The sequence below is a fragment of the Microbacterium sp. SORGH_AS_0505 genome, from assembly GCF_030818715.1.
Lineage (GTDB): Bacteria > Actinomycetota > Actinomycetes > Actinomycetales > Microbacteriaceae > Microbacterium.
This window is the reverse complement of the sequence record NZ_JAUTAT010000001.1, coordinates 1,889,866-1,909,591: the sequence shown is the minus strand read 5'-3', so window position 1 is coordinate 1,909,591 and position 19,726 is coordinate 1,889,866. Positions and strand designations below refer to the sequence as shown.

Sequence of the window (19,726 nt, the reverse complement as noted above, 5' to 3'; positions counted from 1 at the left end):
CAACTGCGATCGCGGACTCCTCCCCCGCGGGGGTGGGATGCCGGTTGTCCCCGGCATGAGCCGGCGCGGCTCGTGAGGGCCGGGAGCGGGCGAGGCTCGCGGGTATGTGCGAGCTCCGGCATCCGATCGTCCGTCTGCGGCAGCTGTTCGATGCGGGGTGGTCGCAGCGTCGGGTGCAACGGGCGCTGCGGCGCGGCGAGCTCGAGCGGGTGCGGATCGGGGTCTACGCGTGGCCTGAGACGTGCGCGGAGGCGCGACTGGCCGCGAGGCACGGCGGTTCGCTGGCGTGCGTGAGCGCGGCGCGGCACCGCGGCCTCTGGGTGATGGAAGATGCACGGATGCCGCATGTCTGGATGCGGCCCGGGCAGCGTACGCACGACCATCCGTGCGACTGCACCGAGCATTGGGATGCCGCCGGGCCCGGGGAGGATCGGCGGGAACCATCACTCGCTCGGATTCTGCGACAGGTCCTCACCTGCTACGGCGGCGAGGCGTTCTTCGTCGCGCTGGAATCCGCGCGGCGGCAGGACCTTCTGGACGGTGACGACATGCGATGGCTGAGCCGGCATGTGAATCAGGAAGGGCGCGACGCGCTCGGGCTCAGCAGAGACGACGCCGACAGCGGACTCGAGTCGATGCTGCGGTGGCGGCTGCGCGACCTCGGACTGCGAGTGCAGACACAGGTGCGTATCGCGGGCGTCGGCGTCGTGGACGCGCTGATCGGCGACCGGCTGATCGTCGAGGTCGATGGGCGCGACAACCACGACGGAGCGTCGATGCGACACAAGGACCTCGTCCGCGACGCGAACGCAGCCATGTGGGGGTACGTCACCCTCCGCTTCGACTACGCGCTCATCGTGCACGACTGGGACATGGTCGAGCGCGCGATCCTCGGGGCGCTCGCGCGGTTGTGAGGGCCGAGGTGCGTGCGCGGATGCAGTGGATCAGCGGCGACACGCGGTATCCCGGGGCGCATGGGCGGCGTGTCCGGTCGCAACTATTGCATCCGCGAACGCCGGCGACGGCTCAGTCGCGCGGGCTGAGCAGGTACTGGTTGAAGGATGCCGTGAGCTCGGCATCGAGGGTCAGGGACCGCTCGTCGACCGCCGTGATGGGCGCGGCCAGGCGGACGCTCGAGACGAGCCACGCGGCATCCGCGTCGTGGAGCGCCGAGACCGGCAGGGTCTCGTAGGCAGTCTCGAAGCCGCGCTCAGCGAGGTGGTCGAACAGGCTCAGCTGGGTGGTCCCGTGAAGGATGCCGCCGTTCGGCGCAGGGGTGACGAACGTGTCGCCTCGCCGGATGATGAGCGACGCGGTCGGCGCCTCGAGCACGAACCCGTCGGAGCTGACGAAGACGGCATCGTCGGCGCCGCGGCGCTTCGCCTCGCGGATCGCGGCCATGTTCACGGCGTACGACAGCGTCTTCGCGCCCAGCAGCAGCCACGGCGCCCGACCCGGCAGGTCGATGCTGTAGCCGCGGTCGAGGACGGCCACGGCGATACCCTCGGTGCGCGGCTTCGTGAAGTCCGCCGCCGGCGCCACCGTCACCCACGCGGTCGGGGTGGGACCGTGCTCGACGCCGCGGCTCAGGATCAGCTTGATGACCGCCTCGCCCTCCCCCGACGCCGCCTGCGCGCGGCTGATCGCCTCGCGCCACTGCTCGAGGTTCGGCGCGGGCAGCTCGCAGATCTCGGCGGAGTGCGCGAGCCGCGCGAGGTGCGGCTCGACCTCCTGCGCGTGTCCGTCGGCGACGCCGATCGACTCGAAGATCCCGTCACCGCGCTGCGTGCTCAACTCCCCCACGGTCAACGCGGGAGTCGAGGGATCGATCTCGCTGAACGTGTCGGCGAAGTCGGTGCGCGCATCGTCGGATGCCGCAGGGTCGATCATGAGAGCGAAGCGCCAAGCCATGGCACGAAGCCTACGCGGCGGCATCCGTGTCGGTGGATGTGAGGCATCCGCGAACGAGGATCCCGACACGCCCGACCGACCCCGGATCCGCGCCGGACCGGAATACCTCGGGAGCCCCTCCGTTACACTTTTCTAGCCGGGCCGCAGTAACCCCGGGCTCCATCTTCAGCCGCTGCGAGCGGCCACGCGCCGAGAGGCGTTCTGCGGTCCGGCACTTTTTATGCCTACGTGAGGCCGTCGCGTCGCCACAGCGCCGCGGCCGCGACGAGGTCCCCCGCGTACGTGTCGAGGCGCAGCGCCCGCGTCGTGAACGTCGAGGCCCGCACCGGCTCGCTCTCGTCGTAGTCGTCGGCGAGATCGGTCGCCCCCGCTGCCACGACGCGCGAGAAGGATGCCGCCCGCTCGAGCGCGAGTGCGAAGTCACCCGCGAACACCCCGCGCAGGATCAGGTCGATGAGCGAGACGAGCTCGTCGGGGCTCGCCGGAGCCGGCGCACCCGCGATGACGACGTCCGCCGACGACAGCCGTGTCCGCCCACGCTCGTAGAGCAGCGCAGCGGTCGCCGCGTCGTCGTGGATCATCAACTGCAGCAGGTACAGCCGCCACAGCGCACCCGGCAGCGAGCGTGCGGGCGAGTGCGCCCAGAGCTCCGCGATCGTCGCGATGCCGTGCGCGTCGGTGAAGGTCACGAGCCGCGGTCGATGACCTCGTCGCGCGGCTGTTCGCGCACCCGTGAGAGCAGAGCGGATGCCGTGGCGTGAGCCACACGGCTGGCTTCGGCGGGATCATCGGCGGCGAAGTTGCGATCGAACGAATCGGGTGAGCGGCGGACCGGCTTGTGGAAGTCGCGGGACGCGTCAGACATCCCTCCAGGCTACTCCGGCAGCAACGCACCCCGCCCGGCCGGAGCCGAGGCGGGGTGCGTTGTGAAAAAGGTCAGGCCGTGGGGATCGCGACGATCGGCTCGGTCGTCGGCTTGCCGTCGGGCGAGCCGCCCGCCTGCTCGACCGTGATCGCGATGATGTCGCCGGGCTGGAAGTCGCCGTCGAGAAGGGCGGTGACGTCGTCGGACGGGTCGAAGGTCCCGGCCGCGATCGGCTCATCGCCGCGGACGAACCAGAGTTCGAACGTGCGGTCATCGGCGATCCTGGGCGCATCGTCGGTGGTCAGGACGACCTTTCCGAGCGAGGGAGACCAATGCACCTCCGCCTCTCCGCCGTCGGTGAACTGACCCGTGGCGCTCTGCGCGTCGGGCGAGGCCTCGATCTGCTCGAGCGCCTGCACCTGAGCCGGCGTCCGCACCTGTTCCATGATGGAGCCGACGCCCCAGCCGATGCCGACGAGGAGAGCGGCTGACGCGACGAGGGCGAACAGTCCGCGTGTCCAGTTCCGACGCTGGACGGCCTGGACCGCCTCGGTCGGCGGGCCGGCGACGACGAGCTCGGGCTCGGGCTCGACGACGGGCTCGGGTTCGGGATTGGATGCGGCGGCCACCGGCATCCGCTGCGGGAGGGAGCCGATCTTCGCGAGGAGCCGGTCGCGTACGTCTGCGGGAGGCGCCTCTTCTCCCGTTCCTTCGGCGAGGAAGCCGGCAACGTGCGCATCGGCGTCGACGAGCTCTTCCCATTCGGGGTGAGCGGCGAGCGCCTGCTGGTACGCCTGCTCGTCCTCGGGCGACAGTGCGTCGAGCGCGTGTCCTGCCGAGAGTTCGGCGAAGTCCTTTTCGTTCACAGAGTCACCCCCATTTCCTGTCGTAGACGGTTCAATCCATCACGCATCCGTGTCTTGATCGTTCCGAGCGGTGCTCCGAGGAGGGCCGCGATCTCACTTTGGCTGTACCCCCCGAAATACGCGAGGGTGATGGCTTCGCGCTGCGGGTCGGGGAGCGTGCGAAGCGCGCGTACGACGCGACGACCTTCGATCCGCAACTCGACCTGCTCGGCGATGCCCTCTTGTTGTGTATGCGCGTCGCGAGTTCCGACGCGGACGTCCCGGTCCACGCTGGACTGCGATGCGCGAACCCGGTCGACGGCCCGACGATGAGCCATCGTCAGGATCCAACTTCTTCCTTGCCCCTTGTTCGGAGCGAACCCAGAAGCGGATTGCCAGACCTCCAAGAAGACCTCTTGTAATACTTCCTCGCTTTGGGAGGGGTCGACGAGGACCCGTCGGATCAGTCCGAACACCCGCGAGGACAGCATGTCGTAGAGCTCTGCGAAGGCTGCCTGATCGCCACCGGCGACGCGAACGAGGAGATCGCCGGCGTGATCCGCCGACTCCCCGTCCTCAGGGACTTCTACACCGTCGATAACCATTGGTCCCAGCATGCCATCCTCGCGCGCGCGAACACGGATGGCAGGGCGGGAATCCCTGGTGAGCAGAGCGGATCGAGAGCGATTCGTGACCCGCGCAAGCCCCGCGAAACCGCGGATCCAAAAAAATCTCGACAGATGTGCAATCCGTTTGCCTAGCGGTTCCGAAGACCTGTCATCGCCGCCGCAGAGGGCGGTCCCAACACATGGAGGAAATCATGTTCAGCACGAAGAAGAAGATGACCGCAGCACTCTCTCTGACGCTGGTCGGTGCCTTCGCACTCGCCGGATGTTCGTCCAACTCGATGGACAGCGGCAGCGGCTCGAGCGAGGCCCCGTCCTCGCAGGCTCCGATGGAGTCGCCCGAAGCCACCGACGGCGGCATGGACACCGCGTCGAACCTCGTCGGCCCCGGCTGCGCTGACTACGCCGCAGCTGTTCCGGACGGTGCCGGCTCGGTCGAGGGCATGTCGAAGGACCCGGTTGCGACCGCGGCCTCGAACAACCCGCTTCTCAAGACGCTCACCGCTGCTGTCAGCGGCCAGCTGAACCCCGACGTCAACCTCGTCGACACCCTGAACGGCGACAAGTTCACCGTCTTCGCTCCCGTTGACGACGCGTTCGCCAAGATCCCCGCCGAGACCATCGAGGGTCTGAAGACCGACTCGGCCGCCCTGACCAAGATCCTCACGTACCACGTGGTCCCGGGCGAGATCGCTCCGGCCGACATCGACGGCACCCACAAGACCGTCGAGGGCCAGGACCTCGAGGTCACCGGTTCGGGCGACGAGCTGATGGTCAACGACGCCAAGGTCATCTGCGGTGGCGTTGAGACCGCGAACGCAACCGTGTACCTCATCGACTCGGTGCTGATGCCCCCGATGTAATTCACGGTCTCCTGACCGGCGGCGTCGTCGAAGCTCTGCGGGCTTCGGCGGCGCCGCCTCCTTTTGTGTCTCCGCCTTCCGGGGGATGCCGAGGCCATGGACCCTGCGTAGCGTCGAAGCATGGCGAAGAACAACAAGCAGGAGATGTCGTTCGGACTGTGGATCGCGTTCGGAATGATCGGCGGCACGATCGCCGGAATGCTCTTCCTCGACAACATCGGCCTCGGCGCCGCCTTCGGCCTCTCATTCGGGATCATGTTCGGCATCATCTTCAGCTCGCAGAAGAGCACGAAGTGACGGATGCTTCCGCCCTCGCCCATTAGGCTGGGTCGCTGAGGGCCTCTAGCTCAGTCGGTAGAGCATCGGACTTTTAATCCGCGGGTCGTGGGTTCGAGCCCCACGGGGCCCACCTCTGTTGTCAGCCGCCGGGGCGGAGCACGGCCCAGCCCGCGTTCAATTCGTCCGCGAATATCTTGAGCTGCACGAGGGTGTCTGCGTCGAATGCGACCCCCTCGATCCGGCCGGGCGCACCGCAATCCTGGGTGACGGACGTCGACCCGACGGGGTTGGCCGGTTCCTCGCCTTCGGCGGGAGCCGGGGCCCATTCGAGCGTCACCCGGGCAGTCGACGGACTGCAGTCGAAGTCGATCACGTACCGCTCCCCGGCCTCCACCACACCCGAGACGGTCGCCTCGCCTTCGGAAACGCCGTCGGCCCCCTCGGCGACGAATGTGATCCGCGAGAGCTCGTCGTCAGCGACGCCGGGCACGGCATAGTCGCCGTCGACCGTCGCGGGAGGGCTGGGGGCGGACACCGTGGGAGAAGGCATCGCCGGCGGTGGAGTCGTCGTCGCGTCATCGCTCAGATCGGTCGTGGAGACACACCCCGTGAGCACCATCGACACGGCGAGTGTCACAGCGGTAGTCCACATCGAGCGTCGGCTCATGGGCGCCACGTTACCCGCGAGGCAGGATCGGCCGAAGGTGCTGTGAAAGCGGAGACCGAGATCGAAGCTCAAGCGACTGAAGGAGTCCGACGAGCGGTCGACTGACTGACGGTCAACTGCCTGCGCTCGTAGCGGCGGTCTGCCTGAGTATGAAAAAAGCCCCGACTGTTACCACACAGCCGGGGCGAGACGAATGAGAAGTCCGCCTATCGATCCCTATTATACGGCGGCAACCTGGGAGTCGCCCCGGCGCCTCCTCGACCCGGCGACAGCGCGGGAACGTTACGGTTGCGGAATGCTCCGCCTCGTCGCCCGGGTCTATTGGACGTTCAGCAGATGGACGCTCGCAACCGAGCCCGCGCCGACCCGACCCACCGTCGTCCTCGGGGCGCCGCACACCTCCAACTGGGACTTCGTGCTCATGCTGGCAATCGCCTGGCGCCTGAGGATGCGGTTCCGCTGGCTGGGCAAAGAAAGTCTCTTTCGCGGCTGGCGAGGCCCGCTGATGCGCTCCATCGGCGGCATCCCGGTCGACAGAGCGAACCCCGCCGGGGTGGTCGACGCCCTCGTCCGCCGCATCCGTGACGGCGAGGTCTTCGGCCTCGTGGTGACACCGGAGGGCACCCGCGGCGGCGTCGACCACTGGAAATCGGGCTTCTACCGCATCGCCCGCGAGGCCGGCCTTGCCGTCACGCTCGGGTACGTAGATCGCACGACCATGACGACCGGACTGGGACCCACTCTCGCACTCACCGGCGACGTCGGCGCGGACATGGATGCCATCCGCGCGTTCTACGCCGACAAGGCGGGCCTGCGTCCTGCTCGACGCGTCGAGCCTCGCTTGCGCGAGGAGGGCGATCCTCGGCCGGCAGCTTCGGCTTAGCCGCAGCTGAATCCGGCGACAAGAGGTCCTACTCCTCCGTCTCCGCTGCAGCCGATGTCACATACCAATCGGTGAACGACCTCGCGCGGCCGTCATCCGTCAAGCGAATGACCATGAGGTTGTCGTACAGCCGACTCTTCGTCGTTGCGCCCGGGTAGCTGGTCCGGCCGCGGATGATCGCGATGTCGCCGTCGACCGCCGTGAGCTCATGCTCGAATGACCACGTGTCGGGCTCATCCTTCTGACCGAGCCACCCCGCGAGGATGGCGTCGTGGCCGATCCATGGCTCGGTCGAGGGGCCGTCGCGGTACTCCGCGTCTGTCGTGAACAGAGACCGGATGTCGTCTGGGTCATTGGTGCCCCACGCACGGACGTATCGGCCGATCCAGTCGTTGGCGGCTACCGCCGCTGCCTCGCGATCCCACATGGCCTCAGGCTCGCTGACGCCTGCGGCGAGCGCAAGGTGCGTCGTCGCGCCACGACTATCAGCTAACGAACGCCCCACCCCATCGCCCGCGAGGTCAGACCGACCCCATCAGTAGTACACCGCCAGCCGCCCCCGCGGACCGTCGACCACATCGACCGGCGTATCGAAGATCCCCGTCAAGACATCCCCGCGAATGATCTCGTCAGGCGTCCCGAACGCAGCAACGCGCCCGTCCTTCATGGCGCACACCCGATCCGCGTAGTGGCCGGCGAAGTTGATGTCGTGCAGCACGACGACGATCGTGCGACCCAGCTCGCGCGCCGCGCGCTGCAGGTGGCTCATCATCTGCACGGCGTGCTGGATGTCGAGATTGTTGAGCGGCTCGTCGAGCAGCACGTACTCGGTGTCCTGTGCGAGCACCATCGCGACATACGCCCGCTGACGCTGCCCGCCCGACAGCTCGTCGAGATAGCGACCCTCGAGCCCGTCCAGGCCGAGGAAGTCGATCGCACGGTCAATGACTCGCTCGTCGTCGACCGTGAGCCGTCCCCGCGAGTGCGGATACCTCCCGAACCCGACCAGCTGTCGCACCGTCAGACGAGTGACGAAATGGTTCTCCTGTCGAAGGATCGCGACGACCTTCGCGAGCTCGCGCGACTTCACCGCCACGACGTCGTGTCCCCCGACCGAGATCGACCCGGCGTCGGCGGGCAGCAGACGACCGATCATCGTCAGCAGCGTCGACTTGCCGGCGCCGTTCGGCCCGATGAGCGCGGTGATGCCGCCCGCGGGCAGGTCGAGGGTCACCGGGCCGATCGCGACCTCGGTGGTGTAGCGCTTCTCGACGGCGGTGAGAGAGATCACAGGCGGCCCTTTCGGAGCAGGTGGATGAGGAAGAGCGTGCCGCCGACGATCTCGACGATGACGCCGACCGATCCGGCGGCGTAGAAGACGTGCTTGAGCACGACGTACGCACCACCGAGCACGACGAAACCGACGAGCGCGGCGAGCGCGAACATCCGGCGATGGTCGAACGTGTCGGCCAGCTGGTACGTGAGCATCGCGACGAGGAAGCCGAAGAAGGTCATCGGCCCGATCAGCGACGTCGACACGGCCATGAGGATCGAGACCAGCAGCAGGGCCAGGATCGAGTCGCGTCGCTGCGACGACCCGAGACTCAGGGCGACCTCGCGTCCCAGACCGAGCACGTTGAGACGGCCGCCGCCCCACACCAGCAGCGCTGCTGCGACCAAGACGAGCGGGATGGCGATCGGCAGGTTCGTACCGTCGGCGTTCGCGACGCTGCCGATGAGCCGCGCGGTGAGCAGGTCGAACTCGGTGGGCGTCAGCATCCGTTGCAGGAAGGTCGAGAAAGCCGCCAACGCACCGCCCAGGATGATGCCGACCAGCAGCATGATCTGCACGTTCGCGTAGCGGCCCGAAAGCAGCCAGCCGTAGAGAACACCCGAGAACGCGAGCATCGCGAGGATCTGCAGGAGGTAGGGCCCCGTCCCCTGAACGAGCAGCGCGCCGGCCGCCCCGAAGAAGAAGATCGCCGCAGTCGATATCGCCGTGTAGAGCGACTCGAAGCCCATGATCGACGGCGTGACGATGCGGTTGCCGGTCACGGTCTGAAAGGTGATGGTCGCGATCCCCTGACAGACGGCGACGATCGCGATGACGACGACGCTCGTGACCCTCAGCTGAGCGATCCGCCAGAAGCCGGCGCTGCCTGCGGGCGCGGGGTTATCCCAGGCGAGGATGCCGACGGCCACCACGACGGCGAGGACGATAATCACCGCGACGGTGAGCGCGTAGCGACGGGCCCGGATCGCGGTGGGGAAGGCGCCCGACAGCGCGACGGTGTCAGCCACGACGACGCTGCCGGAGGAGAAGGGCGATGAAGACGACGGCTCCCACCATGGCGAGGATGAGCGAGACGGGCACCTCGAAGGGCGCGTTCACGACGCGGGCGAGGATGTCGCACACGGTGACGAGCGCGATGCCGCCGAGCGCCACCCAGGGCAGGTTCGAACGCAGGTCGTCGCCCCGGATCAGCGACACGACGTTGGGGACGATGAGTCCGAGGAACGGCAGGTTGCCGACGACGACGGTGACGACACCGGCGGCGAGGGCGATGAGCACGGTGCCGATGAGGACGACGCGCGAGTAGTCGACGCCGACGTTCGTCGCGACATCGCGCCCGAGACCGGCGATCGTGAAGCGGTCCGCCGTGATGAACACGGCGATGACGACGAGCAGGACGATCCAGAGCGGCTCGTACTGCCCGCGCAGGACAGAGGTGAACGAGCCGGTGAACCAGGCCGCCATGCTCTGCAGAAGATTTGTCGACAGCGCGATGAAGGTCGACACCGCGCCGACGACGGCGCCGAGCATCATCCCCACGATCGGGACGATGATCGACGACGTCAGCATGACGCGACGAAGGAAGAGGAAGAACAGCATCGTGCCGACGAACGCCATGCCGACCGCACCGATCATCCGGACCATGAGCGGTGCGTCGGGGAAGACCAGCATGACGAGCAGCAGACCGAGCCCCGCCCACTCGGTCGTGCCGGTCGTGGTCGGTTCGACGAACCGGTTCTGCGTCAGCTGCTGCATGACCAGGCCGCACATCGCCAGCGCCGCGCCGGCGAGCACGAGTCCCACCGTGCGCGGGATGCGGGTGATCGCGAACATCTCCGCGCCGTCGGCAGCGCCGATCACGTCGTAGACGCCGACGAAGAGCGACAGGACCACCAGCCCCCCGACGACGGCGATGCCGCCGACGAGGGGCCAGGTGAGCAGGCGCCCGCGGGAGCGTCGGCTCACCGCGGGCGCCGTCAGGGCGTCGGTCATCGACCTTCGAGCGCGTCGGCCAGATCGTTGAAGAACTGCGTGTACGTCTCGATGCCCTCGTTCAGGTAGGTGCCCTGCGGCATGTAGACCACGTTGCCCTCGGTCACCGCGGTCACGTTCTTCAGAGCCTCGGAGTTGCTGATCAGGTCATTGGCGGGCGTGTACGCCTCGTCGGTGTTGACGCTGACCGCGGCATCCCGATCCATCACGAGGATCCAGTCGGGGTTCGACGATGCGACCGCCTCGACCGAGATGTCATCGCCCTGGTGGTCGGTCGAGCCCTCGGAGTCGAGCGCCGGGGTCAGCCCGAGGATGTCGTACACCGGGCCGAGGGTGCGACCGGTCGTAGGCGCGGCGTAGTTGATCTCGCCGCCCGATGTGATGAGACCCATTGCCGTCTCGCTCGTGTCGTACGCGGCCTTCACGCGATCGATGGCGGCGTCGAAGTCGGCGACGAGGGTCGCCGCTTCGTCCTGCTTTCCGAAGATCTCGCCGAGCGCGGTGACCTGGCGCTTCAGCTCGGCATCCAGCGGCTCGCCGTCGCGCGGGTCGAGCTCGACGATGGTGGCGTCCGGCACGAGGGTCTGGAAGTCGCCGTAGTACGTCGAGAAGCGCTGGCCGTTGACGATGAGGTCGGGGTCGGCGGCGACGACGGCTTCAAGGTCGGGCTCGCGGTGGTTGCCGAGGTTGGCGACGTTCGGGTCGTCCTTGAACGACAGCCCGGCGGGGAAGATGTCGAGCGGCGCGCCGACGACCTCGACACCCCAGGAGTCGAGCATCGCGATGGTGCGGTTGTCGGTCGCCACGACGCGCTTCGGCGGCGTCGTGACGGTCTGCTCACCGTGGTTGTCCTCCACCGTGACGGTCGTCGCCTCCGCCTCTGCGGCGGGTTCGGCTTCTGTCGTCGGGCTCGCGCACCCGGCGAGGATGACGGCCGCGAGTGCGACGAGCGGGGTGGCGGTGAGGGGACGGATGCTGCGCATGTGACTGCTCCTGTCGTCGGAAGCGCGGGCGCGTATGAGCGCGCTGGGGCGTCCGTTCGGAAGGGGATGCCGGGCGATCGCCGGTGCGTCTTAGGCTAGCCTTACCTATGTGAGCTCCGTCAAATCCGCCTCCTCTTTCCGCCTCGAGCGGCAGCCGCTCGACCTGACCTTCCGGCGGGCGACGCTCGCCGCCCGGACGTGGGAGACGTCGACGTACGTGCGCGTCCGACTCGAGGGCGACGATCTGCGAGGCTTCACGTCGCTCGGCAGCGATGATCACATGCGACTCTTCTTCCCCGCCGGGGACACCGACGACCTCGAGGTCATGCGCCAGTCACCGAGCCGCGAGTACACGCCGCTGGCGTGGGATGCCGATGCGGGCTGGCTCGAGGTGGAGTTCGCGGTGCACGGCGACGACGGTGTCGCGGCGCCGTGGGCGGCGACGGCCCTGCTCGGTTCGGTGATCGGCGTCGGCGGTCCGCGCGGGTCGATGGTGATCGCCGGCCGCCCGGACTCCTGGTTCCTCGCGGGTGACGAGACCGCCGTTCCGGCGATCCGGCGCTTCGCGGCGCTCATGGATGAGGATGCCACCGGCCGCGTCCTGATCGAGGTCACCGATGCCGCGCACGAGCTCGCCGTCGCGGCTCCGACCGGCGTGACCGTCGCATTCGCCCACCGGGGCGACGCATTGCCGGGGACGGCCCTGGCGGCTGCGCTCGACGACCTCTCGGAGAGCGAACACCCGGCCGGCGACGTCTTCGGGTTCGTCGCAGCCGAGCAGGGTGTCGTCAAAGCGGGGCGGCGCCTGCTGCTCGAGCGGTGGGGCGCGGCATCCGATCAGGTCGTCGTGAAGGGCTACTGGAAGGCCGGCGAAGCCGAGTATCACGCACCGCACTGACGTGAGATCGATGCCCGGGTAGCTTGCTCACTGCCCGGGCGCCGACCGCACGCCGCGAAGCGTTACATGCGGCCGAACGTCGCGTCGATCTCGGCCATCTCCATGGCAGCCGTCGCTTCGATGAGCGCTCGCAGCTCCTTGTCGGCTCCCGGAGAGAACTCCTCGGGCCGCTCCGGCGAGATGGTCATGGGCGAACCCGCGGGTGCCTGCTCACTGGCATCCAGCTGCGTTCCGTCGTTCGACGGCGACGCCCCCTGGAAGATCCGACCGGCCTCGGACTGATTGCCCAGGTCGAACGAATACTGCTTGCTCTGCAGCCCCAGGTCGACGAGACGCTTGACCTCGGGGAACTGCTCGGCGTTGGTCTTCGGGATCGGGAGCGACGTACGCCAGTTCACTCCGAGGGTCTCGAGAGCCTTGGCGTAGGCGTTCTCGTGTGCCTGGTCTCGCACGATGAGGTACGAGATCGTGCTGCGCGCCATCTTGTTGTCGGTCATCTCGTAAAGCCGGCACTTCTGCAGCCGGCCCGTCGACTCGAGCATGAGGTTGTAGAGCAGGTCGAGCACGAGGTTGCCCGAGTTGTAGACGTAGCTGCCCATCCACGGGTTACCCGCGGCATCCACCGGCAGCGCACCCTGCGCGCCGACGAGGTAGTGATGGATGTTGCTGTGATCGACGGCGATGCTCAGCGGCGTCGCACCGCCGGCACCCGGCTCGTCGACGGGATCGGTCGGCTTGCCTTTGTACCCGGGCGAGCCATCAAGCAGACGCGAGATCGTTGTGCCGATGAGCTCGACGTGGCTGATCTCCTCGGTGCCGATGCCCTGGATGAGGTCCTTGTAGGGCCTGCCCGAGGGTCCGCGGAAGTTGATGCTCTGGAACAGGTATTGCATCATCGTGCGCATCTCGCCGAACTGTCCGCCGAGACCCTCCTGCAGCGCATTCGCTGCGGCGGGATCCGGCTCGTCCTGTGCGATCTCGTTGATGAACTCTTGAACGTGGAAGTACATGGTTCCTCCGGGGGGTTGGGGATGCCGACGATCCACCTGTCTCCGCGCCCCGCCGCGCCCCTTGCCGACGTAGAGGACACCCGCTACCTTCCGGCCCGTGAGTCGATTCAGCCGACCCCGGCGATGCGTTCGTGGGTCGCGCGGACGAAGGCGGCATACCCTCCCGGCGTCCGTCCCCAGAAGCGGCCGGACGTGACCACTTCGTTCTCGTCCGTCGCGACTACGCGTGCGCCGAGCGACCGTGCGGCATGAACGAGCGCGACGTCCTCGTGCTCGTCGAGATCAGGGAACTCCCCCGCCGCGACGTACACGACGGCACGCACACCGAGGTTCGCTCCGTGCGTATTGCCCGCCGGACGGCCTCGCGGATGCGTCGCCAGCCAGTGCTCCGCGTGCTCGGCGGTGAGGTCCGCGAAATCCGGACGGACGGTGCCGAGGACCACATCTGCTCCCGCGGCGCGCAGGTCGAGCTGATGACTGAGCCAGGTGACCGGGACGGTCGAGTCTCCATCCGTCGTGCTGATCCACACGTCAGCCGGGGGCGATCGCAGCTCCGCGACGGCCGCCGCTACGCCGAGGCGTCGAGCCGTCCCCACGTTTCGCGCGGCGATCTCGATCGTGCGAACCGGCCACGACAGCGCGATCCGGGCCGAGGCATCCGTGCACGCATCGAGGACGACGACCGTCGAGATCCGCACTCCGGGATGGGTTTCACGGGTGTGCTCGATGGCCGCGGTGAGCGCCGCGAGACAGTCGTCGAGGAGCTCGGCTTCGTCGTGCACGGGGACGACGATCGCCACCGCGGGGCTGCCGGGCGTCACGGCACGAGCCTTGTCTCTGCGGCGACCGACCGGGCGCCGTCGAGTCCGTAGACCTCGAGGACGAAGTCCTCCTCTTCGTGCAGCACCAGGCGGACGAACCCCGCGGCCGCACGCAGCGCCGCGTGCACGTCGTCGCCGGACTGCGGATATTCCGTGACGGGATGCCGCCAATGGCAGGCGATGAGGTGGCCACCGGCATCCATTGCTCGTCGGATTCGGTCGATGGCGGTGGTCAGGTCTGCGGCATCCCAGTAATAGCCGACCTCCGACAGGACGACGAGGTCGAACGTGTCGGCGGGCCACTCCCCCGGCAGTGCGAGGCGTTCGAGACGCACACCCTCTCGATCGCCGAGGCGACGACGTGCGATCTCGAGGGGAGCGTCCGCGATGTCGATCGCGAGCACCGCGTCGCACCGGTCGGCGAGCGACTCGGTGAGAACACCGGTGGAGCACCCGAGCTCGAGGGCGGACGAATACCGCGCACGAGGCAGGCTCGCCAGGGCGATGCTGCGTTTGCGCTCCTCGTACCAGCGGGTCTCGAAACCCCACGGGTCGTCGCCGTTGCGGCGGTAGAAGTCCTCGAAGAATGTCTCCGCCAGACTGCGCCCGGCGGGGCGGATGAAGACCTCGAACGGCCGGTCGAAGTGCGCCTGCATCCCCTCGTGGAGCATCACCTCGTCGCCCGGTGCCGCTGAGAGCGGGGCGATCTGACTGCGGTGGTGTTGCGTGGCGGCGTGCTTGAGCCCCACCGTGGCCTCATCGAGCGCGACGATCTCGAGGTCATTCCAGGGCGCGTCGTCCGGCGACCCCCAGTGCCAGAGCCAGATCGGGTACTCCCGCCACGGGATGTCGAGAGCCGAGCACACCTCGGCGGTCACCTCGGCCGCGACTCGGTGATCGCGGTGGCCGTCGCCTGCCCACGGCGCTACGACGAAGCAGGCGCTCTCCCCTTGCAGCAGCGCACGAAGCGCGGACTCGATCGCGCCGCGGTGGTCGTCCGTGCCGCCGTCCGGTAGCCCGAGGAATTCGACGTCGATCGCCGTGCTCAGTTGATCGAGCGCGTCCGCGACTTCCCGCCGTCGCACCGCGGCGAGTTGCGCCGGCGCGTGCGAGGGCGAGTCCGGATGAGAGCCCTCGCCGTCGGTCGCGATGAGGACCGTGACTTTCGCACCGCGACGAACCGTGCGTGCCATCAGCCCGGCGGCACCGAGCGTCTCGTCATCGGGGTGCGCCGCGACGACGATGAGGTGCTCGAAGGTCTCGTCCACCGCCGGCAGCGTCCGGCCGGCGAACCCCTCGCGCCACACCGCTTCGTCCGTGCCCGGATCACGGTGACTGAAGCTCACCATGAGCCGCGCCCTTCCGCGATGTCGGCGCCGATGCGAGCCAGGTCGCGTTCGCCGTGGTGCTGACGCAGATAGATCTCGAGATCGGCCACCCGGCGGGCGTGCGCCTCGTCGGCCACGAGGGGCAACGGCCCCAGAGCGCGAGCGGATTCGACGAGCGTCGTCTCGACCGCGTCGGCGACGATCGCCCGGACGCGCGCGGCAAGGGTGGCGGGGTGGGATGCCGCCGGCAGCCCTTCCGTCTGGTGCGCGGCCGATCGCAGTGCCAACCTCGCGGTCCACAGCGCGGCATCCACCCTCCCCAGGTGGACGCGCGACAGCTGATCGGCGCCGTCGCGCCGCGCAGCCTGAACGAGCGCGTCGCGGACCGGCAGGGCGCCGCCCCACCAGCACGCCGCCACTCCGACGCCGCCGGCGGCGAAGCCGGGGCGACGCAGGTACCACCCCGGTCCACCGACCGGCACGGCGAGAGCCGAGGCGAAGTCCACGGGCGCGCTCACGACCTGCGGGAGCCCTCGCGCGTGCCAGGGTCCCGTGCGAGCTGTCACCTCGGGGGCCTGCAGGGCCACGGCCAACAGGCGACGCTCATCGCCGACCCACGCGGTGACGAGCGCGTGGGTCAGGTGCTGCGCCAGCGAGCACCACGGCTTCGTCCCCGTCACCCGCCACCCGGAACCGTCGTCGTGTGCCTCCAGCCGAGTCCCGGCGCCCTCGGCGGCGAACACCCCCCACGAGGATTCTGAGTCGGCCTGGACGGAGGCGAGGTCGAGGTCGTATCCGTCGCGATGTGCTTGGTCGAGGATGTCGAGCGCGTCGAGGTGGGGTTCGAGGATGCGTGCCGCACCGACATCCCGGCTCGCGACCGCAGCAAGGAACGACCAGTCGTCGGCGAGCGAGGGCTGCTTTCCGCGCGCGGCGCCTACGCCCACCGCCCAGGCGAGCGTGGCTGCAACGTCTGTCCCGAGCGCGTCGACCCGGTCAGCCTCGTCGAGCGACCCTGCGGCCGCATCACCGAACGGGCCAGCGCTGAGGTGGAGGTCGGACGAGTGTTCTCGCAGGCGGGTCACCCCCGCAGTGTGCGCGCGGAGCGAGCTGTGAGGCAGAGCCTTGCGGTTCCGGCGACGTGTCAGGTACGGGACGCCGTCCGATTCCGCGACAGCCATGTCCGCTGCAGCCGTTAGGCTCACCCAGGCCGGGGATCCGGCGATCACTGGGGGGAAAATGAAGATTCGTCACGCGCTCATCTCGTTCACTGCCGCTGGAGCACTTCTACTGGCGGGTTGCGCGGCTGTCGACGGTGAGGCGACAGCCAGTCCACCCGCCACGCCCGCCGCGGTCGAGGTCGACGAAAAACTGACGACGGTCGACGTCCGCGTGGCGAAGTCGATGCTCGACCCGGAAGGCGCGCTGTCCGACGATGAAATCATCGCGAGCGCGAAGGAGAACGGCCTCTCCGCGGTCGTCGAGGGCGACACGGTCGTCTACACGATGACGAAGTCTCAACGCGACGAGATGCTCGCCGGCATGCGGTCTTCAGCGCGGGAATCCGCCGATGATCTCGTCGCCGACGACGCAAACTCGGTCACCGCCGTCGACTTCGACGATGAGATGACGTCCTTCACGGTGTCGGTCGATCCCGCGAAGTACAGCGCGATGGAAGGATTCCTCGTGCTCGGCTTCTACATGCAGGGCGCGCTCTTACAGCAGTTCCAGGGAATCTCCGCCGACGACATCGACGTGACCGTCGACTTCGTTGACGACTCGACGGGCGAAGTGCTCGACTCTGGCTCGTTCCAGGACATGCGCAAGAACCTCGACCAGTAGGTCACCCCGTACGCCGGTCCGCCAGCGCTCAGCCTCCGATGGCGTTCATCCCTCGCGCGGGTTGCAGGAACGACGGGTCGTTGATCGCGTGACCCGGCAACTTGCCGAGCACGCACGCGTGAAGCGTCTCGGCGATGACACGGCGACGGTCGTCGGGCGCGGCGGCCACCGGCATCCCGCGCACAGCGCTCGTGACGTCGTACTCCGTCAGCGAGAAGAGGCAGTTGCGGAACTGACCGTCGGCGGTCAGGCGCAGGCGATCGCACGCTCCGCAGAAGGGTGCCGTCACCGACGCGATGACGCCGACCTCGTGCGGGCCGCCGTCGATCCGCCACTTCTCGGCGGGAGCACCGCCGCGGCCGGGGACCGGCTCGAGCGTCCATCGCTCCGACAACGCCTCGAGGATCTCCTCGCGCGTCACCATCGCGCTGCGGTCCCAGGTGTGCCCGGAATCCAGCGGCATCTGCTCGATGAAACGCAGCTGGGCCCCGACCTCCATCGCGAACGCCACGAGGTCCGCGAGCTGGTCGTCGTTCACGCCGCGCATCGCGACGGCGTTCAGCTTCAAAGGCTTCAGGTCGGATGCCGCGGCTGCCGCGATTCCCTCGAGCACGTCGTCGAGCCGGTCACGACGCGTGAGCGCGGCGAACCGCTCGCGGTCGATCGTGTCGATGCTGATGTTCAGCCGCGTCAGACCCGCATCGATCAGGTCGGGAAGCACCTCGGCGAGACGGATGCCGTTGGTCGTCATCGCGACCTCGACCGGACCGTCGGGTCCCGAGATCGCGGCGACGCGGCGCACCACGTCGACGATGTCGGTGCGGAGCAGAGGCTCGCCGCCGGTGAGCCGGAAGGTGCGGATGCCGAGGCTCGCGGCCATCTCCGCGATCTCGACGATCTCGTCAGTCGTCAGGATGCTCGTGCGCGCGAGCCACTCGTTGCCCTGCTCTGGCATGCAGTAGGTGCAGCGCAAGGAACAGCGGTCGGTCAGCGAGATCCGGAGATCGCGGTGGACTCGCCCGTGGGTGTCGACGAGGCCGACGGCGGGATCCGGGACGGCGCCCGGCGGGATCTGCGGCGCGGCGCGACCCAGCGAGATCGGAACGGCCGTCACCGCTCTCTCCCCCTGTGGCATCCCATTGTCCGAGCCTAATCGCCGCCACCTGCCGCCGGGGCGAGGAGGGCAGTCGCGGGCTGTGAAGTCGGCACCAATCCCCGGCTCAGTGCCAGATCGCACGCTAGTTTTCGGCACATGAGCCTCCGCCGCACCGCGCTGCCACTCCTCGCGGCGACTGCACTTCTCCTGACCGCCTGCTCGCCGGCGGAGTTCGGCCGAGAGCAGACCGCCGCGGACCGACCAGACTCCGTCGTCACCGGAGCGGAAGGAAAGCTCGACGTCGCGACACTGCGCTACGTCCGCAAGGCCGACGCTTACGACGTCTACCTCGCGCGCGCGGCGGATGACGGAGACTCCTTGTGCCTGTCGCTCACCCTCGACGACGTCTGGCAGACCACCGAGTGCGAGAGGGACTACGTGTCCATCCCGATCAGCGACAGCGCCAGTGTCGCCGCCGACCTGAGCTACCGCAGCGGGGAGGTCCGAGACATGATCTCCGACAACGTCTGGGTCACCCGCAAGTAGCCGCGCGCCTCATCGCCACGAACAGCTTCGTAACAGCTCCCGACGTCTCACCGCCGCTCCAGCCGTCAGGGCCGGATGCTGAAGAAGAGAACGAAGGTCGTCGCACTCGCGATGATCGCAACGCCGAGTCCGAGAATCGTCCAGACCGCGATGCGACTCGCGCGCGACGGACGCTGCCCGCCCAGACCTGCATACGCCGCGGCGCACGAGAGGCCGACCCAGCCCAGGAGGCCGCCCACACCCATCGCTATCCCCAACGCACGTTCTGTGTCATCCGAATCGGACAGCTGCGCGACGACGAGACCGCCGTCCCAGTGGACGCCCGCCAGACCGAGCATGAGAACGCCGAGGAGCCCGACGATGGTGGCGGCGAGAGCGAGGAAGAGGCTCCCGATGATGCGCATGACCCCATCCTTACGGACCGAGCGCTGCACGGAAGCTCAGCGCGCTGCTGCGAGGACGACCGGGTCCTCGCACCCCCTCGCGAAGCCTCGGATGCGCCGGTCCATGTCGAGCTGCAGCACGAACGCGCCGATCCGTTCGGCGAGCGGAGCGAGCCAGGCGGGGCGGCATGCGAAGTTGTACCGCCAGACGGCGAGCGTGCTGCCGGGCTCTTCGGCCACCGGCGTGAACTTCCACCCGCCGGCGAGACGCTCGAAGAACCAGGAGCCCTTCGTCATCTTCATCCCGACGTTCGACGGCGGGTTGTAGGAGACGTACTCGCTCTCCATCCGGAAGCCGAAGCGCTGCACGGTGAACGTGCGGACGCCCTTCCCCGGGGCGGTCGCGCCGTCGACGAAGTACTGACGGCGGATGAACGGATCCCAGCGCTTGCGGGTCTCGCCCGTGGTTTGCGACACCGCGAAGGCGACCTCCACCGGGACCGGCACGACGCAACGGGACTCGATGACGCGCATGGACTCATCGTTGCAGGTTCGACGGGCATGCCGGGACCGACGTCGTCACCCCCTGCCAGG

General features: G+C 68.4%; 23 protein-coding genes, 1 tRNA gene and 1 pseudogene. 8 read left to right on the top strand and 17 right to left on the bottom strand.

Annotated features, from left to right (window positions below; all coding sequences use genetic code 11):
- The first annotated feature begins 104 nt into the window (after positions 1–104).
- Complete coding sequence (locus QE428_RS09395) at positions 105–914, top strand: type IV toxin-antitoxin system AbiEi family antitoxin domain-containing protein (RefSeq protein WP_307468445.1); 810 nt, start codon at positions 105–107, stop codon at positions 912–914.
- 112 nt (positions 915–1,026) lie between these two features.
- Here QE428_RS09395 and QE428_RS09390 read toward each other — a convergent pair whose 3' ends face one another.
- From QE428_RS09390 to sigK, 4 genes and pseudogenes are all read right to left on the bottom strand, one after another.
- A complete protein-coding gene (locus QE428_RS09390) occupies positions 1,027–1,911 on the bottom strand; it encodes an aminodeoxychorismate lyase (RefSeq protein ID WP_307468442.1) in 885 nt (294 codons plus the stop codon).
- A gap of 224 nt (positions 1,912–2,135) precedes the next feature.
- Positions 2,136–2,776: pseudogene (locus QE428_RS09385) on the bottom strand (DNA-directed RNA polymerase subunit beta).
- Between the two features lie 71 nt (positions 2,777–2,847).
- Positions 2,848–3,642, bottom strand: a complete 795-nt coding sequence (locus tag QE428_RS09380) for an anti-sigma factor domain-containing protein (protein ID WP_307468438.1) — start codon at positions 3,640–3,642, stop codon at positions 2,848–2,850.
- Entirely contained in the window at positions 3,639–4,226 is a 588-nt protein-coding gene (sigK, locus tag QE428_RS09375; protein WP_307468435.1) for an ECF RNA polymerase sigma factor SigK, read from the bottom strand. Before sigK ends, QE428_RS09380 begins: the two co-directional genes overlap by 4 nt.
- 215 nt (positions 4,227–4,441) lie before the next feature.
- Between sigK and QE428_RS09370 the strand changes: the two genes are divergently transcribed.
- The 3 genes from QE428_RS09370 (at position 4,442) to QE428_RS09360 (ending at position 5,519) form a co-directional block, all read left to right on the top strand.
- Positions 4,442–5,110, top strand: a complete 669-nt coding sequence (locus tag QE428_RS09370) for a fasciclin domain-containing protein (RefSeq protein ID WP_307468432.1) — start codon at positions 4,442–4,444, stop codon at positions 5,108–5,110.
- 120 nt (positions 5,111–5,230) lie between these two features.
- Complete coding sequence (locus QE428_RS09365; protein ID WP_307468429.1) at positions 5,231–5,407, top strand: hypothetical protein; 177 nt, start codon at positions 5,231–5,233, stop codon at positions 5,405–5,407.
- Positions 5,408–5,446: 39 nt separating this feature from the next.
- A tRNA-Lys gene (locus tag QE428_RS09360) sits at positions 5,447–5,519 on the top strand.
- 9 nt (positions 5,520–5,528) lie between these two features.
- Here the strand turns inward: QE428_RS09360 and QE428_RS09355 are convergent.
- Entirely contained in the window at positions 5,529–6,056 is a 528-nt protein-coding gene (locus QE428_RS09355) for a hypothetical protein (protein ID WP_307468426.1), read from the bottom strand.
- 295 nt (positions 6,057–6,351) lie between these two features.
- Between QE428_RS09355 and QE428_RS09350 the strand changes: the two genes are divergently transcribed.
- Positions 6,352–6,939: a 1-acyl-sn-glycerol-3-phosphate acyltransferase gene (locus QE428_RS09350; RefSeq protein WP_307468424.1), complete on the top strand. Its 588-nt coding sequence runs from the start codon at positions 6,352–6,354 to the stop codon at positions 6,937–6,939.
- 28 nt (positions 6,940–6,967) lie between these two features.
- Here the strand turns inward: QE428_RS09350 and QE428_RS09345 are convergent, their stop codons facing one another.
- From QE428_RS09345 to QE428_RS09325, 5 genes are all read right to left on the bottom strand, one after another.
- Positions 6,968–7,366, bottom strand: coding sequence for a nuclear transport factor 2 family protein (locus QE428_RS09345; protein WP_307468421.1), 399 nt, complete (start codon positions 7,364–7,366; stop codon positions 6,968–6,970).
- Between the two features lie 108 nt (positions 7,367–7,474).
- Positions 7,475–8,230 (bottom strand): ABC transporter ATP-binding protein, encoded by a 756-nt coding sequence (locus QE428_RS09340; protein WP_307468416.1) that lies wholly within the window; start codon positions 8,228–8,230, stop codon positions 7,475–7,477.
- Entirely contained in the window at positions 8,227–9,240 is a 1,014-nt protein-coding gene (locus QE428_RS09335; RefSeq protein WP_307468413.1) for an iron chelate uptake ABC transporter family permease subunit, read from the bottom strand. Before QE428_RS09335 ends, QE428_RS09340 begins: the two co-directional genes overlap by 4 nt.
- Positions 9,233–10,225: an ABC transporter permease gene (locus QE428_RS09330; RefSeq protein WP_307468410.1), complete on the bottom strand. Its 993-nt coding sequence runs from the start codon at positions 10,223–10,225 to the stop codon at positions 9,233–9,235. Before QE428_RS09330 ends, QE428_RS09335 begins: the two co-directional genes overlap by 8 nt.
- The gene (locus QE428_RS09325) at positions 10,222–11,208 is read right to left on the bottom strand and encodes a siderophore ABC transporter substrate-binding protein (protein WP_307468407.1); all 987 of its coding nucleotides are present in this window, start codon (positions 11,206–11,208) and stop codon (positions 10,222–10,224) included. Before QE428_RS09325 ends, QE428_RS09330 begins: the two co-directional genes overlap by 4 nt.
- A 109-nt stretch (positions 11,209–11,317) precedes the next feature.
- Between QE428_RS09325 and QE428_RS09320 the strand changes: the two genes are divergently transcribed.
- Positions 11,318–12,106 (top strand): siderophore-interacting protein, encoded by a 789-nt coding sequence (locus QE428_RS09320; protein ID WP_307468404.1) that lies wholly within the window; start codon positions 11,318–11,320, stop codon positions 12,104–12,106.
- Between the two features lie 62 nt (positions 12,107–12,168).
- Here the strand turns inward: QE428_RS09320 and QE428_RS09315 are convergent, their stop codons facing one another.
- The 4 genes from QE428_RS09315 to QE428_RS09300 all read right to left on the bottom strand — a co-directional run bounded on the left by QE428_RS09315 (position 12,169) and on the right by QE428_RS09300 (position 16,350).
- Positions 12,169–13,116 (bottom strand): manganese catalase family protein, encoded by a 948-nt coding sequence (locus tag QE428_RS09315; protein ID WP_307468400.1) that lies wholly within the window; start codon positions 13,114–13,116, stop codon positions 12,169–12,171.
- Positions 13,117–13,223: 107 nt separating this feature from the next.
- Positions 13,224–13,937 (bottom strand): glycosyltransferase family 2 protein, encoded by a 714-nt coding sequence (locus QE428_RS09310; RefSeq protein WP_307468398.1) that lies wholly within the window; start codon positions 13,935–13,937, stop codon positions 13,224–13,226.
- Entirely contained in the window at positions 13,934–15,286 is a 1,353-nt protein-coding gene (locus QE428_RS09305) for a bifunctional PIG-L family deacetylase/class I SAM-dependent methyltransferase (RefSeq protein ID WP_307468396.1), read from the bottom strand. The genes QE428_RS09310 and QE428_RS09305 overlap by 4 nt, the downstream gene beginning before the upstream one ends.
- On the bottom strand, positions 15,280–16,350 hold the full coding sequence (locus QE428_RS09300; RefSeq protein WP_307468393.1) for an acyl-CoA dehydrogenase family protein: 1,071 nt from the start codon (positions 16,348–16,350) through the stop codon (positions 15,280–15,282). Before QE428_RS09300 ends, QE428_RS09305 begins: the two co-directional genes overlap by 7 nt.
- Positions 16,351–16,504: 154 nt before the next feature.
- Here QE428_RS09300 and QE428_RS09295 point away from each other — a divergent pair, with 154 nt between their 5' ends.
- Positions 16,505–17,107: a hypothetical protein gene (locus QE428_RS09295; protein WP_065571251.1), complete on the top strand. Its 603-nt coding sequence runs from the start codon at positions 16,505–16,507 to the stop codon at positions 17,105–17,107.
- A gap of 28 nt (positions 17,108–17,135) precedes the next feature.
- Here the strand turns inward: QE428_RS09295 and moaA are convergent, their stop codons facing one another.
- Complete coding sequence (moaA, locus tag QE428_RS09290; RefSeq protein ID WP_307468388.1) at positions 17,136–18,221, bottom strand: GTP 3',8-cyclase MoaA; 1,086 nt, start codon at positions 18,219–18,221, stop codon at positions 17,136–17,138.
- 138 nt (positions 18,222–18,359) lie between these two features.
- Here moaA and QE428_RS09285 point away from each other — a divergent pair, with 138 nt between their 5' ends.
- The gene (locus tag QE428_RS09285) at positions 18,360–18,749 is read left to right on the top strand and encodes a hypothetical protein (RefSeq protein ID WP_307468384.1); all 390 of its coding nucleotides are present in this window, start codon (positions 18,360–18,362) and stop codon (positions 18,747–18,749) included.
- A gap of 65 nt (positions 18,750–18,814) precedes the next feature.
- Here QE428_RS09285 and QE428_RS09280 read toward each other — a convergent pair whose 3' ends face one another.
- Complete coding sequence (locus tag QE428_RS09280; protein WP_307468381.1) at positions 18,815–19,153, bottom strand: hypothetical protein; 339 nt, start codon at positions 19,151–19,153, stop codon at positions 18,815–18,817.
- A gap of 36 nt (positions 19,154–19,189) precedes the next feature.
- Positions 19,190–19,666, bottom strand: a complete 477-nt coding sequence (locus tag QE428_RS09275) for an SRPBCC family protein (RefSeq protein ID WP_065571255.1) — start codon at positions 19,664–19,666, stop codon at positions 19,190–19,192.
- Positions 19,667–19,726 lie beyond the last annotated feature (60 nt).